14 protein-coding genes and 1 tRNA gene are annotated in these 17,331 nt (G+C 43.3%); 7 read left to right on the top strand and 8 right to left on the bottom strand.

Annotation, left to right across the window (positions count from 1 at the left end; translation table 11 throughout):
- The 5 genes from TY03_RS19470 to TY03_RS19450 all read right to left on the bottom strand — a co-directional run bounded on the left by TY03_RS19470 (position 1) and on the right by TY03_RS19450 (position 6,799).
- Entirely contained in the window at positions 1 to 3,297 is a 3,297-nt protein-coding gene (locus TY03_RS19470; protein ID WP_042373022.1) for a SusC/RagA family TonB-linked outer membrane protein, read from the bottom strand.
- A 178-nt stretch (positions 3,298 to 3,475) separates the two neighbouring features.
- The gene (locus TY03_RS19465) at positions 3,476 to 4,465 is read right to left on the bottom strand and encodes a FecR family protein (protein ID WP_042373020.1); all 990 of its coding nucleotides are present in this window, start codon (positions 4,463 to 4,465) and stop codon (positions 3,476 to 3,478) included.
- A 47-nt stretch (positions 4,466 to 4,512) separates the two neighbouring features.
- The gene (locus TY03_RS19460; protein WP_042373019.1) at positions 4,513 to 5,052 is read right to left on the bottom strand and encodes an RNA polymerase sigma-70 factor; all 540 of its coding nucleotides are present in this window, start codon (positions 5,050 to 5,052) and stop codon (positions 4,513 to 4,515) included.
- 251 nt (positions 5,053 to 5,303) lie between these two features.
- Complete coding sequence (locus TY03_RS19455; protein WP_042373017.1) at positions 5,304 to 6,197, bottom strand: LysR family transcriptional regulator; 894 nt, start codon at positions 6,195 to 6,197, stop codon at positions 5,304 to 5,306.
- Positions 6,198 to 6,220: 23 nt separating this feature from the next.
- The gene (locus tag TY03_RS19450) at positions 6,221 to 6,799 is read right to left on the bottom strand and encodes a DUF6621 family protein (protein ID WP_042373087.1); all 579 of its coding nucleotides are present in this window, start codon (positions 6,797 to 6,799) and stop codon (positions 6,221 to 6,223) included.
- 512 nt (positions 6,800 to 7,311) lie between these two features.
- Here TY03_RS19450 and TY03_RS19445 point away from each other — a divergent pair.
- On the top strand, positions 7,312 to 8,355 hold the full coding sequence (locus tag TY03_RS19445) for a linear amide C-N hydrolase (protein WP_042373015.1): 1,044 nt from the start codon (positions 7,312 to 7,314) through the stop codon (positions 8,353 to 8,355).
- 414 nt (positions 8,356 to 8,769) lie between these two features.
- Entirely contained in the window at positions 8,770 to 11,358 is a 2,589-nt protein-coding gene (gene clpB, locus TY03_RS19440) for an ATP-dependent chaperone ClpB (RefSeq protein WP_042373013.1), read from the top strand.
- Positions 11,359 to 11,421: 63 nt separating this feature from the next.
- Here the strand turns inward: clpB and TY03_RS19435 are convergent, their stop codons facing one another.
- Together TY03_RS19435 and TY03_RS23080 are read right to left on the bottom strand one after the other, a co-directional pair.
- Complete coding sequence (locus tag TY03_RS19435) at positions 11,422 to 11,661, bottom strand: hypothetical protein (RefSeq protein ID WP_074434214.1); 240 nt, start codon at positions 11,659 to 11,661, stop codon at positions 11,422 to 11,424.
- Positions 11,662 to 12,125: 464 nt separating this feature from the next.
- A complete protein-coding gene (locus TY03_RS23080; RefSeq protein ID WP_262482539.1) occupies positions 12,126 to 12,260 on the bottom strand; it encodes a hypothetical protein in 135 nt (44 codons plus the stop codon).
- Between the two features lie 94 nt (positions 12,261 to 12,354).
- On the opposite strand from TY03_RS23080, the gene folD reads away from it, so the two are divergent.
- The 3 genes from folD (at position 12,355) to TY03_RS19420 (ending at position 14,507) form a co-directional block, all read left to right on the top strand.
- Positions 12,355 to 13,236: a bifunctional methylenetetrahydrofolate dehydrogenase/methenyltetrahydrofolate cyclohydrolase FolD gene (folD, locus tag TY03_RS19430; RefSeq protein ID WP_042373084.1), complete on the top strand. Its 882-nt coding sequence runs from the start codon at positions 12,355 to 12,357 to the stop codon at positions 13,234 to 13,236.
- A complete protein-coding gene (locus TY03_RS19425; RefSeq protein WP_042373011.1) occupies positions 13,233 to 14,393 on the top strand; it encodes a CapA family protein in 1,161 nt (386 codons plus the stop codon). Before folD ends, TY03_RS19425 begins: the two co-directional genes overlap by 4 nt.
- Positions 14,394 to 14,431: 38 nt before the next feature.
- Positions 14,432 to 14,507: transfer RNA gene (locus tag TY03_RS19420), tRNA-His, on the top strand.
- Between the two features lie 129 nt (positions 14,508 to 14,636).
- Here TY03_RS19420 and TY03_RS19415 read toward each other — a convergent pair.
- Positions 14,637 to 16,463, bottom strand: coding sequence for a DNA polymerase III subunit gamma/tau (locus tag TY03_RS19415; RefSeq protein ID WP_042373009.1), 1,827 nt, complete (start codon positions 16,461 to 16,463; stop codon positions 14,637 to 14,639).
- Between the two features lie 147 nt (positions 16,464 to 16,610).
- On the opposite strand from TY03_RS19415, the gene TY03_RS19410 reads away from it, so the two are divergent.
- The gene (locus TY03_RS19410) at positions 16,611 to 16,913 is read left to right on the top strand and encodes an FtsB family cell division protein (RefSeq protein WP_042373007.1); all 303 of its coding nucleotides are present in this window, start codon (positions 16,611 to 16,613) and stop codon (positions 16,911 to 16,913) included.
- The gene (locus TY03_RS19405; RefSeq protein ID WP_042373004.1) at positions 16,910 to 17,248 is read left to right on the top strand and encodes a hypothetical protein; all 339 of its coding nucleotides are present in this window, start codon (positions 16,910 to 16,912) and stop codon (positions 17,246 to 17,248) included. Before TY03_RS19410 ends, TY03_RS19405 begins: the two co-directional genes overlap by 4 nt.
- Positions 17,249 to 17,331 lie beyond the last annotated feature (83 nt).

The following is a 17,331-nucleotide window of genomic DNA, read 5'->3' as shown; positions in this document are numbered from 1 at the left end:
TTAGAACTGTATTTTTAAACTAAATCCAATATTACGTAAGCTCGGTGCTCCTAAGTACTCACTTCCCTGTCCATAAGTTCCTGTTGTAGCAGTGAGCTCGGGATCAAATGGTGCCTTACAATAAATCATCCATAGATTACGACCAATAAGAGACAGTGAAAGATCCGGCATCTGAGTTCCAAACATCTTCTTGGGAAATTTATACCCCAAACTTATCTCTTGAAGACGTACATTGGTAGCTTTATAATAATAATATGCCGCAAGTTGCTCTCCACCTACTACCGAATAGTATTTGCGTGCATCCACTATTTTACCACCTTTGACCATCACCCCACCATTATCGCGCGCAATAGCTGAAGTTTTAGAAACTCCATATTGGTCCATTAAAGCTTGCGTTCCAGAAGTAACGATACCTCCTACACGTGCATTAATCAAGAAAGCCAAGTTGAAGTTTTTATACGAGATATCGTTTCTCCAACCCATCGTAAAATCAGGGTTGACAGATCCGATTTTCAAGCGTTTACCATCAGGGAGATCCATAGTAGAGATATTTCCCTCTGCATCTACGTAAACATCACCTTTATTATCCCGTTTCAAGATCTTGGTAATATACACATCGCCAATTGCATCACCTTCGCGAATATAACCACCTCCAGCACTTGTTTCTTTAAAGCTGATCGTTTTATCTCCATCACCCGTTGGATAATCATGTACCAATTCTTTTACTTTATTGACATTTCGCGAATAAATCAGATTGGAGGACAGACTTACAGGTCCAAATTTGTCGCTATATCCCAATGTTATCTCAAAACCATGGTTTTGTATATTACCTGCTTGAATGATAAATGACGAATATGAAGCAGAAGCGGGAAGCGTATTCAAGAATGTTTGGTTATAAGTATTGGATAAATAGTAAGTAAAATCAAAATTAACCTTATTATTGAACATACGCAAGTTCAAACCTGTCTCATAAGAACGGGTACGCTCCGCTTGAAAATCATAAAAAGGTTTCACCGTTTTTGTACCGGGAAGCCCATTTTCCATAGGCAAGGTCACTGTTCCACGAGTCATACCGCGATACCGATCCGGGATGGGAGAACCTACCTCTGTGTATGACCCTCTTACTTTCATGTAAGTAACCCAGTCAGGAAGTTTTGCCATTTCAGAGATAACACCCGACAAGCCGATTGAAGGATAGAAGAACGATGGCTCTTTGGCATTCACCAACAAGGAACTCCAGTCGTTACGACCTGTTATCGTCAGGTACAGCATATTCCTCCAACCCAATTCTGCGCTACCAAAGATGGCTGTGCCGCGTTTGCGGAAAGAGCTGTCTCCACCATGATTAAACTGGGGGTCAAGGGCATCGGAGGAGAAAGTATTTGGCACTTTCAAGATAGGACCAAAAAATCCCACGTTACTTGTATACAGATCTTCCAAACTGGCACCAAAGTTTCCTACAAGATTGAAATCACCAAATGTTTTGTTTATACCTAAGATGAAGTCCATATATGTTTGTTGAGAAAGAGATTGGGAATGTCCAAACATACCATTGCCGTGTGTATTGGCATATAAAATACCTTGTCCAGAAGCGTGATAACGAGTTTCACTCTCTGTATTTGCGTTATCCATACGAATACGCCCTGACACATTAAGCCAGTCAAGAATATCGTACTTCAAACTGGCCATAAACATATAGCGTTTACGTTTACTCGGAGTCATCATGTCGTTCACTATGAAATATGGGTTTTGCATCTGCATACCATTATCACCATACGCCCAATTCTGCACCGGAAATTTACGAATCGGATCATACCGTTTATAGAGTTGTACAGCTTGCCAACTCTCCCCCCTCGGAAAGAGGTAAACTGCAGGAATGGGATTATAATATTCACCTGGACGATACATATTTTGTGATTTCTGAATGATGTAGTTCCCATTCAAGTCTAAATGCAATTTATCATTCAAGAAACTCGCAGTGTTACGAACCGTAAAATTGTAGCGATCATAATTATTATTTGTAATAATACCTTTTGAATTTGTTGTTGCCACAGATACAAATGTTTGATTTTGCTTTGTTCCTGTGGTCATAGATAAAGAATTAATAAAGTTATGTCCTGTTTCAAAGAAGTCCATCGGATCAAAAGAAGAGGGTGTAGGAAGTTTTTCTCCCCAACTTTCAAACTCTCCCTTTACATTACCATAAGTGTTTTGAAACTCAGGTTTAATAAATGGAGTGGAAAAATCGATGCTGGAAGAAAAACTAACTTTGAGTTGTCCTTCTTTTCCTTTCTTTGTATTGATCAATATAACACCACTGGCTGCGGCAGAACCATAAAGAGCAGCTGCCGAAGGACCTGTTAATACGGAGACACTTTCAATATCATCGGGATTAATATCGGCAATACCTTCACTACCGGGCTGTTTAGCAAATCTAAGATCAGTACCTATATCCCCACCACTGATATTATTCATAGGTACACCATCAATCACATAAAGGACATTATTGCCACCTGTAATAGACTTCACACCTCGTACAACAACACGCGTTGCAGCACCTGCACCAGCTGAAGAGGCGTTGATATTCACACCTGCAACCTTACCATTCAACGCATTTACAAAATTAACATCTTTCACCGCAGTAAGCGATTCATTATTTACTTTCTGTACATTATAGCTCAGCGCTTTCTCCGATCGTTTTATACCGAGAGCAGTAACTACCACCTCGTCCAATACTTTGGCATCTTCCTGCAAAACAACCGAATAGGCTAGCGCATCTCCTAAAGTAACCTGTTTAGGTGCATAACCAATATAAGAGATTTCCAACACATCGCCTTTGGCAGCCTGCAAGAAAAACTCACCGTTCAAATTTGTAATTGTTCCTGCACCAGCGCCTTTCACCTTGACATTGACGCCAATCAATGGTTCACCATTTCCGTCTTTCACAGTCCCAGTAACTCGACGTTGCTGAGCAACCGGTTTGCTTTCCTGTACAATCATGATGTGTCTGTCTTTGATTTTATAGCTTAGTCCCGTTCCGGACAATACCATAGAGAGGGCTTTTTCGAGAGGTTCTGCATTGATATTTAAATCAATGCGCTGCGTTTTTTCCAGTTTAGATTCATTAAAAGCAACCAGATAGGTAGATTGTTTTTCTATTTCCTGCAATGCTTCTTGCAACGTTGTGTTCTTTTTCTTGATGGTTATTCTCGCATTACTTTGTGCAAAGAGAGAAACACACAAAAAAGAATTGATAAAAAAGATAAAAAAGATAACTTTAAATCGATTAAAATTCATATTTTTGAATGATTATTAGTGTTAAATCATATATTATTTATTTCCAGAAGATAAGCGTATAGCTTTAATACTAAGAATAGATTTCATATCCGGAATTAGGCGACACCCTTTTTCCGGATACTTTTTTACATAAAAAAGTGGATTATTTAAGATTAAACAAATGCTATTTTGAACTGAGTTATTTCTTTTTCTTCGATTTTATATAACAGACATCTACTTCGAATTCATAATTAAAATCACCCACAACAACCTGCATGATATCCATCACCTCTTTGATATTAGATTTACCGGGGAATTCAAAATTATATTTATCTTCATTCACATAATTGGCATCGCATTGAAATTTAATATCATATCGACGTTCCAGTATGGTCAGCATCTCTGCTACAGTACTTCCTCTGAAAACGAGGGTACCTCTTTGCCAAGCGGTTACATCGGATATGTTGGCCTGATTGATATGGCTCGAAGCGGTATTCTTATCGTAAATTATTTGCTGTCCGGGTGCAAGCGTATAGCTCTTATCGGAATCATTACAGTCTACCTGTATTTTTCCGGAAAGCAAGGTGGCTACTATTTTGCTGTCTTTCGGATAAGCCGACACATTAAACTCGGTTCCCAATGCCATGACAGACACTGTTGCCGATTTTACAATAAAGGGTTGATCGGGGTTCTTCTTTACCTTAAAATTGGCCTCGCCCATGAGATAAACGGTACGCGTATCACCTTTAAAAGATTCGGGATAAAATAAAAGAGTACCCGAGTTTGTCTGAACGGTACTTCCATCGGGCAACACTACACTGTTAAGCTCGCCATAAGACGTGAACTTCTCGACCATAGCTATATCCGAATAGGTGTCTTTGGTATAGAAAAAGGTAACCGACACGGAAACGACTAGTAAGGCTACAGCTGCCGCATAGCGCCAAAGGGTCGGTTGTTTGCGGGTATGCTTGATTTGAGGGATACCTGCTTTACGATATACGTTCGATAACGAATTCCAAGTATCTGCATCGGGTACTCCCTCCGTTGCCTCCCATACAGAATACAGTGCCTTCTCCTTTTCTTCGGAGTGTTCGGGATGGATTAGCCATTGATGCACCTCATCCGTAACCGATTGCTCAGGTTCGGAAACAGTGAATATACGAATAATTTGTTGAATGTAGTTTTTCATTATTTAATCGGCTTATACTATAGAGACAATCGAGCAAACGCAACTACTCAACGCAAATAGAAAAAAATTAAAAATAAAATGATTTTCTTCAGTTCGGCCAATGCCAGGTATAGATGACGCTCTACGGTACGGATCGAAATATTCAGCTTTTCGGCTATCTCATTATTGCTCATGTGTTGCTGTCGGCTCATTATGAAAACCTTTCGCCGTTGTTCGGGCATCCGACTTACCGTTAGTTTCATTAACAATTCGATTTCTTTGGCATACAGTTCATCATGAATATCCGCCTGAAAGGAAGAGGCATATTTACCGACCAGTTGTTCCTCGTAAGTATTGGCAATCGATTTATGTTTCAAGAAATTAAACACCTGATTGCGAACCATTATATAAATGTATCCGCTGTTCGATTCACAATTCTTCCACGTCTCTGCATCTGCCCATATCTTCACAAACACATCTTGCGCTATGTCTTCAGCATCATCTTCCGATTTTAGTATTTTATAGGCAAAAGCCTTTACTTTCGGGAAAGTTAAAATGAAAAATTGCTCGAAAATCTTTCTACGTTCTTGCTCGTTGATGTAATTCATAATAAATTTATTGAAGAGCAAATGTAGTTTTTTTAATAAAAGCGCACAAGTAATAAAGAATAAAAATAAAATGAGCCGATTTTACAAATCAATTTACTATTCAATACTCATATAAATAAAAAGGAACAATAACTAAAATAAAAAAGCTTCAAAAGCTCATGAATAAGAGTTATACAGAACAGAGCACACATCATTAAATCGGAAGAGCCGGTATACACACCGACTCTTCCGATTTAATGATATAAAAACAATTATTTAGTATGATAATGCATAGCAAACTGCATAAATACCTGCGAGAGTCCACTGTCTTGTCCTTGTTGTTGGGCAAAGCAAAGATCGCGCATCATCGGCATATCTTTAATTTCGATCACCCGAAAAGCACCCGACACCAACTCTTTGGTGATGGAGCGAACAGAAACAATCCCCATGCAATCGGTGTGTTCGAGAAATAATTTAATGCTTTCGGTACTACCCAGATACATCAAAACAGGAAGCGATGATAGCTTGATGTTGTGCTGCGACAAGGCGCGTTCGAATACATCGAGTGTACCCGACCCTCTTTCGCGCAATACCAACGGAATATTCAATAGTTCGTGCGGTTCTATTTCATCGCCAAGGGCTAATTTGCGGCCGGTGTGCACGACAGCCACCAACTCATCGTCCAAAAAGGTAGTATATTTAAGGTGAGGCAAGCGAAATACGCCCTCGACCAATCCCAAATCAATCCGATGCTCCTGCAAGGCAAGCTCTATCTCGCGCGAGTTTCCGTTGAGCAAAGAGATAGTGACCTGCGGAAACTTCGTGATAAAATTGGCCAGCAACGGAGGAAGCACGTATTGTGCGATGGTAGTACTTGCTCCAAGTCTCAATTCGCCTATGTATTCGTTGTGCAACAGGTGCATCTCATACTCCAATCGTTTGTAAGCATCGAGTATGCGTTCGCTGTGTTCCATCAAGAGCCGACCGGCCGCAGTCAACTCTATCGTGTTGCCTTGCCTGTCAAACAGCCGGGTCTGATAACAGTTTTCCAGCTCCTGTATATGCTTTGTTATCGCCGGCTGGCTGACAAAAAGCTCTCGCGAAGCTTTCGTGAAACTGTGATTCTTGGCTACACTCAGAAATGCTTTTAAACGAAAATCGGACATAATACCTATATGATTAATAATGTTTATAGCTCTTCGCCCTTGATGCCGAATGCCTGCATCACCGGGTAAGCGAGCATTTCCCATTGGTAATTTACCACTTCTTCGGGTTCGTTCATACGGAATTGAACAATCTCTTTTCCTTGCACATCTTTCAGTGCTTCGGTCACCTTCGCTCCGTATTCTTCATTAAAGGAGATGAGTATGAGTTTCTTCACATCGGCCGAATCGAGTACGATATGCAGCAGGTCGAGGTATAAATCTTCTCGCGATACCATGTCGGCACAAGGCACACTGGCAAATGAAAATTCTCCGAACTGATTGGTAAACGCTACTCCATTAAGTTCTTCTTTGAGGTCTGATGGGCGGCAGTTTGCAAGCGCAGCCGACTCGTCATCATAAACCAGCAACGTTTGAATCTCATTTTTCCCTTCGGCAATATTTGCATCAAGTGCCAGATAAGTAGATAACTCGGAGAAGTCAATATCGGGTAACTGGCGTTTTAGCAAGGGCTCAAAGTAGCGCTTTAAATCGCTGGTCACAAAGTTCAAAAAGGCAGCGTCAACCAATAGCACATTCTCTGAAAGGAGTATCTTTTCGCTCATATAATTCTTTTGTTTCAGGTTTATATTCTTAAGTCTCAGACAAAGGTAATTATTATCTTTCAATTAACAACACTTCAGTAAAACTATTATAAAATCCTGACAAACAGTAATGTATATTGAAAATCAATCACAAACCAATGATTAGCTCACTGATTACTAACATATTTCAACTATTCAAGCCCTTGAACTTATACAGTCAACATCAAGCATCCTTAGCCAATATATGAGTATCTGTAAAGATATTATTTCTAAAAACAGTATAAATTAAAACAATTTGAGTGCAGCACTAAGGTGCTGTGTTAACGAACTACTGCCATGCATCAAACAGATTATATCTATGAAAACAAAAGAGATACAACATCTGTTATTAAAAGAAAAGAAATGTTTCTCTTAATTAACCCCAATATCCTTAAAATAATAATTTTTCGATACTATTAAATTGTTTTATCTGTTTTCATTGTATACTCTAGAGAACAGATAAAATTATCAAATTCAATTAAACAGTTAAAGACATGAAAAGAATTTATTTGTTTATCGTAGGCTTTATCTACTTGGTACTAATACCGGAAGCGAACGCATGTACACGTATCGTTTATACTGGAGATAATGGAATGGTTGTAACCGGTCGTACAATGGATTGGAAAACCGAAATGCATAGTAATATATGGATTTTTCCCAGAGGAATCGAAAGAAGTGGAGAGACTGGAGCCAATTCATTAAAATGGACATCTAAATACGGTAGTGTAGTAACATCTGCATTTGAAATAGCCAGCACCGATGGGATGAATGAGAAGGGTTTAGTAGCGAACTTACTATGGTTGAACGAGTCTGTATATCCAGTATGGGATAAAAGCAAACCGGGACTAACCATAGCCGCATGGGTGCAATATATGCTAGACAACTTTGCTTCGGTTAATGAAGCGATCTCTTCTCTCAATAAAAATTCTTTTCAGCTAGTTTCTGATAAGATGCCTGATGGTACGAGGCTCGCAACATTACATCTATCTATTTCTGATGCTACTGGAGACAGTGCTATTTTAGAATATATAGATGGAAAGCTGAACATCTACCACAGTAAGGACTATAAGGTCATGACCAATTCTCCAACTTATGATAAACAGTTGGCCTTGAACGACTATTGGAAATCTATTGGTGGATTGACTTTCCTTCCGGGAACGAATCGTGCTGCAGATCGTTTTGCAAGAGCCAGTTTCTATGTCAATGCACTTCCTAAAATAGGAGACGAGAAATTAGCTGTGGCGAGCGTATTCAGTGTTATTCGTAATGTCTCTGTGCCTTATGGAGTTTCTACTCCCGATAGCCCTGAAATTTCTACGACACAATGGAGAACTGTATCAGATAGTAAGAATCTGACATATTTCTTTGAATCGAGTTTGACGCCGGATATATTCTGGGTAAACCTTCGGGACGTGAATTTGTCAGAAGGTGCTCCAGTACTTAAATTATCTATAGCCAACGGTGAAACATACAGTGGAAATACAGTAAATCACTTCAAGGTTTCTCAACCGTTCAAATTTCTAGGTGTGAATGATTAAGAAAAAAGAATTACCTGCTTCATAGCACTTATACTTTCTTATATATAAGAGTACGTACTTAATGAGCCATTGATATACTAATTAACGGTGAGTTAAATACGTACTCTTTGCAGGCAAAAGAACGTACTCTTTTATCAATTGATTATCAGTATATTACAAAACAAAAACAGCTATACAAGAAAGATGAAGTGATTGCAGGAAATCCGCTTTTCTTTACATCGCGCTTAAACAGGAAAAGGGAGAATGAATAAAGAGTCGCAAAGTAAGAAAGAGCGAAAAAATGGCAAAATATAGACATTTTGTCACTATTTCTTTTAATATTACTGAAAATTTGTCACTTTTTGTTGCGTGGTAAATCTTTTGCCCCTCCTACAATGTTATTTAAAACATAGAAATGAAAGGAGAACAAATCATATGAACTTTAACAATTTTACCATTAAATCGCAAGAAGCTGTTCAAGAAGCTATTGAGCTGGTGAAAAATCGAGGTCAACAAGCCATTGAGCCTGCACACGTTATGTACGGAGTGATGAAGGTAGGCGAAAACGTAACCAACTTCATCTTTCAGAAACTGGGTGTGAACGGTCAGCAGATAGAAACGGTTATCGACCGGCAGATCGAATCATTGCCCAAGGTATCGGGTGGCGAACCTTATTTAAGCCGCGAAAGCAATGAGGTGTTTCGCAAAGCCACGCAATTATCGAAAGAGATGGGCGATGAATTTGTATCGATCGAACACCTGCTTTTGGCTTTATTGAGCGTTAAGAGTACGGTATCGACCATCTTAAAAGATGCGGGAATGACCGAAAAAGAGCTGCGCGGAGCCATCAACGAACTGCGCAAAGGCGAAAAGGTAACTTCGCAATCAAGCGAAGATACGTATCAATCGCTCGAGAAGTATGCCATCAACCTGAACGAGGCTGCCCGAAGCGGAAAGCTCGATCCGGTGATTGGGCGCGATGAAGAAATAAGACGGGTACTTCAGATATTGAGCCGACGTACCAAGAACAACCCCATATTAATCGGCGAACCCGGAACGGGTAAGACGGCTATCGTAGAGGGATTGGCTCATCGTATCTTGCGAGGCGATGTGCCCGACAACCTCAAAGACAAGCAAGTATACTCGCTCGATATGGGTGCATTGGTAGCCGGTGCCAAGTATAAAGGTGAGTTTGAGGAACGACTCAAATCGGTTGTAAACGAGGTGATGAAATCCGAAGGCAACATCATTCTCTTCATCGACGAGATTCATACGCTTGTCGGTGCAGGCAAGGGCGAAGGTGCCATGGATGCCGCCAATATATTGAAGCCGGCATTGGCTCGTGGCGAACTGCGTGCCATCGGTGCTACTACGCTCGATGAGTACCAGAAGTATTTCGAAAAGGACAAAGCCTTGGAGCGTCGGTTCCAGATTGTACAGGTCAACGAACCCGATACGCTGAGTACCATCTCCATTCTTCGCGGATTGAAGGAGCGGTACGAGAACCACCACCATGTACGTATCAAAGATGATGCGATCATTGCAGCCGTTGAGCTGAGCAATCGCTACATCACCGACCGCTTCTTGCCCGACAAAGCAATCGACCTGATGGACGAAGCTGCGGCTAAGTTGCGCATGGAGGTCGACTCCGTACCCGAAGGGCTCGACGAGATATCGCGCAAAATCAAACAGTTGGAGATTGAGCGCGAGGCCATCAAACGAGAGAAAGATGAAGTGAAGTTGAAGCAACTGGGCAAGGAACTGGCCGAGCTCAAAGAGCAGGAAAGCTCCTACAAGGCCAAGTGGCAAAGCGAAAAGACACTGATGGACAAGATTCAGCAGAACAAGGTCGAGATAGAGAGCCTGAAGTTCGAAGCCGACAAGGCCGAACGTGAAGGCGACTACGGCAAGGTGGCCGAGATTCGCTACGGCAAGCTGCAACAACTTAATAAAGAGATCGAGGAGATACAGACTCAACTGCGCGATATGCAGGGAGACGCTGCCATGATTAAAGAAGAGGTGGATGCCGAAGACATTGCCGACGTGGTATCGCGCTGGACAGGCATACCGGTAAGCAAGATGATGCAAAGCGAGAAAGACAAATTGCTTCATCTCGAAGATGAGCTGCACGAGCGGGTCATCGGACAGGACGAGGCCATCGAAGCGGTATCGGATGCAGTGCGTCGTAGTCGTGCGGGCTTGCAAGACCCCAAACGCCCCATCGGTTCGTTCATCTTCCTGGGCACCACGGGTGTGGGCAAAACGGAGCTTGCCAAAGCATTGGCCGAGTTCTTGTTTGACGATGAAACCATGATGACCCGTATCGACATGAGCGAATATCAGGAGAAGCATAGTGTTTCGCGGTTGGTAGGAGCACCTCCGGGATATGTAGGCTACGATGAAGGCGGACAGCTGACGGAAGCCATCCGACGCAAACCTTACTCGGTGGTATTGTTCGACGAAATCGAAAAAGCACACCCCGATGTATTCAACATCTTGTTGCAGGTACTCGACGATGGCCGCCTGACCGATAATAAGGGACGCGTGGTAAACTTCAAGAATACCATCATCATCATGACCTCCAATATGGGCAGTGCCTATATACAAAGCCAGATGGAGAAGATGGGCGGAGACAATAAAGAAGAGGTGATTGAGGAGACGAAGAAAGAGGTGCTGAATATGTTGAAGAAAACCATTCGCCCCGAGTTCTTGAACCGTATCGACGAAACCATCATGTTCTTGCCGCTCACCGAAAAGGACATCCGACAGATTGTATTGCTACAGATAAAGGGTGTAGAGAAAATGCTGGCCGGGAATGGTGTCGAATTAAAGTTAACCGATGCAGCCGTAGAGTTTATCTCTCAAGCCGGTTACGATCCTGAGTTTGGTGCGCGTCCCGTGAAGAGAGCTATTCAGCGATACCTGCTCAATGATCTGTCTAAGAAGCTTCTTGCCCAAGAGGTAGATCGTGAAAAGGCAATCATTGTAGACGCTGATAACCAAGGACTGGTATTCCGCAACTAATCTACATGACGGACTTCTATCGAGAGGGGAGTGATATCCCCAGCCGGTAGAAGTCCGTTTGTTTTAAAAAACAAACCGCTTCGTTATCACCCGGCAGTTAGAATGATTCATCACCACTACATATCCCCCGCGTTTTTCGAGCGTAAGAATCAATGAGGGTGGAGTGAACAATTGTTTCATTTGCAACGTTCCACTATCATCATATATATAAATCATCGTGCCTGCCAATAATCTTGTAAGAGACAAGGTTTTTGCCCGACTATCGAAATGCACCTTTACATTATCATTAGTTACTATCTCCATATGCACACTCTGCCTTCCGAGCCCCCAAGAAGGCATACAATATATAAAAAAGCGTGGGAACTGCTGTCATTATTGCACTTGAGGCTCTGGACTGCCCACTATTCAGATAATGTACAACTCTCCCACGCCCATACCATATATTTGCATATATAGTAGAACACGGGCGTTTGTGCATTATTCCTGAATAGTGAAATTGTCCAGATTTCAAGTACAGAATAATATTTTAACGCCTTTGTCTTTTTAAATTTAATCTCATCCGTTCACATCCGACGCTTCAGGGCAATGAACTGCAACAAAGATAGGTAAAAGGCTAGAACATTATATGAGAAAACTTAAAAATATTCACGAAAATGCCACAGATTTATAAAACAGCCCCTAGTTGTTTTTGTTTAAAAAAACAATAAAAGATATTATGTAACGTATAAGCTGACTCCATCAGATCGCTAAAATACGTCTTTATGTGTTCAAAAAAAGCTGGTTGCCTTCTCCCAAAAGCTGGCGGCCTTTTTCAAAAAGACGACCGGCTTTTCTAAAAATACCGAGAGGTTTTTCAAAGCCTCCTTCAGCCTTTTCTCTCCCCCTATTTTCCCTTGACTCATTTATGCGGTCTTACGCTTTTCTTCGGTTCTTTCTTTTATCTCTCATTTATTTATTTTACTTTTGTCCTATCACCAATTTATACTATTCTGAATGATGACACTAATTGACGGAAAAGCCATTTCCGAACAAGTAAAGCAAGAGATTGCCGCCGAGGTGGCAGAGATCGTTGCCAAAGGTGGCAAGCGCCCTCACCTGGCAGCTATTCTTGTGGGTCACGATGGCGGTAGCGAAACATACGTAGCTGCCAAAGTAAAGGCCTGCGAAGCCTGTGGTTTCAAGTCCTCGCTCGTGCGCTACGAAGCCGATGTGACCGAAGACGAACTACTGGCTAAGGTGCGTGAACTCAATGAAGATGCCGATGTAGACGGATTCATCGTGCAACTTCCCCTGCCCAAGCATATCTCCGAGCAGAAAGTGATCGAAACCATCGACTACCGCAAAGATGTAGACGGATTCCATCCCATCAACGTAGGGCGCATGTCCATCGGGCTTCCTTGCTACGTATCGGCAACACCCAACGGTATTCTCGAACTGCTTAAACGCTATAAGATAGAAACTTCGGGAAAGAAATGTGTGGTACTGGGACGTAGCAACATCGTTGGCAAGCCCATGGCCTCGCTGATGATGCAAAAAGCCTATCCGGGCGATGCAACAGTGACCGTATGTCACAGCCGTTCGCGCGACTTACTGAAAGAGTGCCAAGAAGCCGATATCCTGATTGCTGCTTTGGGACAGCCCAACTTCGTAACTGCCGATATGGTAAAGGAAGGCGCAGTGGTGATCGATGTAGGTACTACACGCGTGCCCGACGCCAGCAAAAAGTCCGGCTTTAAGCTAACCGGCGATGTGAAGTTTGAGGAAGTAGCCCCTAAGTGCTCGTACATCACCCCCGTTCCGGGCGGTGTGGGACCCATGACGATCGTCTCACTGATGAAGAATACATTGCTGGCCGGCAAGAAGGCGATTTATCAATGAAACAGCTTACCGCTTTCACCCTTTTGTTTCTCTCCTTCTCCTGCACCTCTGTGTCGCAGGAAAGGAGAGATTCTGTTATCTGTACCACAGATTCGACCGCGACACAGCGTATCACTCTGCTCTTTGCAGGCGACCTCATGCAGCATCAAGCACAGATTGCCGCTGCACAACAGGCTGATGGCACGTACGATTACTCGCCCTGTTTCGAACCGATAAAAGAAGAGATCGAACGGGCAGACATCGCCATCGGCAACCTCGAAGTAACCCTTGGGGGCAAACCCTATACAGGATACCCTGCCTTTAGTGCACCCGATGCTTACCTCACCGCCATTCAGGCTGCCGGGTTCGACGTACTTCTGACGGCCAACAATCATTGTCTCGACCGCAGACGCAAGGGATTGGAGCGAACCATCCGTCAACTCGATTCGTTGCAAATACCCCACGTAGGAACTTATTCGGATAAAGAACAACGGGCAAAACGCTACCCGCTATTGCTCGAAAAGAATGGCTTCCGCATCGCCTTGCTAAACTACACCTACGGCACGAACGGAATTCCGCTTACTGCGCCCAACGTAGTTAACTATATCGACAAGGCGGTCATAGCCGAAGACATCAAAGCGGCGCAAGCCTTGCAGCCCGATGCAATCATTGCCTGCATGCATTGGGGCATAGAGTATCAGTCGCTCCCCAGCCGCGAACAGCAAGCATTGGCCTATTGGCTATTGCAAGAGGGTGTAACGCACGTTATCGGTGCGCATCCACACGTGGTACAGCCCATGGAGCTTCGAACCGATAGTGTAACCGGACGGCAACACGTGGTTGTTTACTCCTTGGGCAATTGCTTCTCGAATATGTCGGCACGCAAAACAGATGGAGGAGCTTTATTGACGCTCGAATTGACAAAAGATAGCACCACTCGGGTGAGCCGCTGCGAATATCAATTGGTATGGACGGCACGGCCGGCACTCAGTCGAAATAAAAACTTCATTTTATACCCAATCCACGCAGTCCCCGACTCACTGCCCGAAACGGCACTTAACCGTTTGAAGATCTTTATAAAAGACACCAGAACCCTCTTCAGCAAGCATAATCGGGGAATAGAGGAAAGCACTTTTTTTGAAAAAAAATCGTCCAATAATTTGCAGAATAAAAGATAATACCTATCTTTGCATCGCATTAGAGAAATGCACAACATGGTGGATGTAGTTCAGTTGGTTAGAGCGTCAGTTTGTGGTTCTGAATGTCGCCGGTTCGAGTCCGGTCTTCCACCCGGTCAAGTCTCCATAAATCTTTGATTTATGGAGACTTTTCTTTTATATAATACCTGATAACGGAGCCGAGAAGCGATTCAAAGCATCGAAAGAATACAAAAGAAGCCTTCGGTTTAGAGTTGATTGATATTAATACAACTCTAAACCGAAGGCTTCTTTCAACTGCAATAAGGCACTGTTCTTTTGCGCCATCATCTGAAACTTCTCAACGCGACTAAAGGCACGTACATTCTCGGTAGCCTCGCTTACACGAACCGTCATGCGAACTTTACTGTTCTGCAAACAACTACGAAGGTAGTTCTGCATTTCGGGAACGAAGGCAACAAAATCTTTCGCAATAATCTCATTGTCGACCACTACTTCGAAGGTGGTTTCATCGAGCAATTTAGGGCGGATGTTCTGCATACGCATCGCAATCGCTTTGTGCTCCAGAGGCAATCGGCCGGCATAGTCCTGCCAATAGAAATTCAGGTCTTTCTCATTAAACATAAAGTCCTCTTCCGGCTGTTGTTTGGCAGCTTGCGGCATCTGCTGATCGGCAGGAACCTGTTGGTGCTGCTGCGTATTTTTCTGCGGATGTTTTATAGAGAGTCCGATGCTGCCTTTATGCATCAGTGGTACTTTCTTCTCCTCGACCAACTGAGTCTTCAATGCCTGAGCAGGTTTAGCAACGGGCGAAGGAGCGGGCTTACTGTGAGTAGCAACCGCCGCCCGAGCAGAGGTAGCCACAGGGGGCTGTTGAGTCGTAACCGAAGCTTGAGACGTAGCAGCAGCACTCTGCACTTGCTGAGCATTGGCAGTTTGCGTAAAGATGGGTTTTATAGCTTGTTTAGGGCTACGCCCATGGCTCACGTCATCCCCCTCGGTGGTAAGCTGGGCAACCTGAATCAAGGTTAGTTCTACCAACAATCGCTTATTCTTGCTGGTACGGTAATTCATATCACAATCATTGCACAGCTTCATCGAGCGATACAAGAAAGGAAGCGGGCATTTCTGCGCTTGTTCCTGATAGCGTTGACGAATACTTGCACCTACCTCGAGCAGTGCGAGCGTAGCAGGATCTTTACTCACCAACAAGTCTCTGAGATGAGAGGCAAGTCCGGTGATAAAGTGGCTTCCGTCAAAGCCTTTGTTGAGCACATCGTTGAGCAGCAACAAAGCATCACTCACTTGATTGTTCAAAAAGCAATCGGTCAGACGGAAATAATATTCATAATCGAGCACATTCAGGTTCTCAATCACACTCTGGTAGGTAATGCGGCCACCGGTAAAGCTAACTACCTGGTCGAAGATAGAAAGTGCGTCGCGCATACCACCGTCGGCCTTGAGAGCAATCACGTTCAAGGCTTCGGATTCGGCCGAGATATTCTCTTTCGAAGCCACATACGCTAGATGCTGCACGGTATCTTCTACGCTGATGCGATTAAAGTCGTATATCTGACAGCGCGACAGGATGGTAGGAAGAATCTTATGTTTCTCGGTTGTAGCGAGAATAAAAATAGCATGCCGGGGCGGCTCTTCAAGCGTTTTAAGGAAAGCATTGAAGGCCGAGGCCGAAAGCATATGAACCTCATCGATGATGTACACCTTATACTTACCAATTTGTGGAGGAATACGTACCTGCTCTACCAATTGGCGGATATCATCGACCGAGTTATTGGAAGCAGCATCCAGCTCATGAATGTTGTACGAACGCTGTTCGTTGAATGCCACACACGACTCGCAGGCATTACAAGCCTCGCCATCATCAGTGGGTGTCATACAGTTAATCGTTTTGGCAAAAATACGGGCACAAGTAGTTTTTCCTACTCCACGCGGACCACAGAAAAGATAGGCATGAGCCAGTTTCTGGGTGGCAATGGCGTTTTTCAGTGTCGTCGTCAGTGCCCGTTGTCCCACAACAGATTCGAATGTCGAAGGGCGGTATTTACGAGCCGATACAATATAGTTCTCCATATTCCGGGTTCTATCTATTTTTTGAGTTTCTGCAAATGTACGCAAAAAAGTGGTAAGTGACCAGCGATGGCTGATAAGTTTTGATCAGGAAATAGTAAGTTTTAAGTTATATGTTTTATCTTTGCATGCAGAAATAAACAAAAAATCATGGTCAAATTAGGCACAATCTGGGATTTTATTGGTCGGCATAAATACTGGATTACGATTCTGGCATTTGCTGTTATTATCGGCTTCCTTGACGAAAACAGCATGATTCGTCGCATTGGTTATGCGCGAGAGATCAGTGCGTTGCAAAACGAAATTGATAAGTATCGCACCGACTACGAGGAGAACACCGAACGCCTCAACGAACTAACCAGCAATCCGGATGCTATCGAACAGATAGCGCGGGAGAAGTATCTAATGAAAAAACCGAACGAAGATATTTACGTATTTAAAGACAAAAAATGAAATCACTCATACCCGTATTTTTCATGGTAGGTGCTGTAATGGTGCTTACAGGTGCTGCTACCTATATTAGCGGATGGGACTATTCGCCCTACCTCTATCTCTTAGGAGCTGCATGTGTAGCACTGGCTCAGATCAATCTGCCGCTTGCTACTACCAACAAGATTCTCAAACGCTTGCGCATTCAACAGAAGTTTGGGGGAATCATACTCTTGCTATCGGCCGTATTCATGTTTACCACACGGGGCAACGAATGGATCGTATGTTTGGCCATCGCCTCGGTATTGGAACTATATACCGCTTTCCGTATCCCCAGCGAGGAGGCCAAGGAGCAATAACGAAACGGTCGGTTAAGTACCAAACAAATAGGGCTTCGTATGTCTGTATCGACTACGAAGCCCTATTTGTTAGTTTCCTTATC

The sequence above is a fragment of the Bacteroides neonati genome, assembly GCF_000499785.1.
Classification (GTDB): domain Bacteria; phylum Bacteroidota; class Bacteroidia; order Bacteroidales; family Bacteroidaceae; genus Bacteroides; species Bacteroides neonati.
This window is presented reverse-complemented; position numbering and strand designations above follow the sequence as displayed.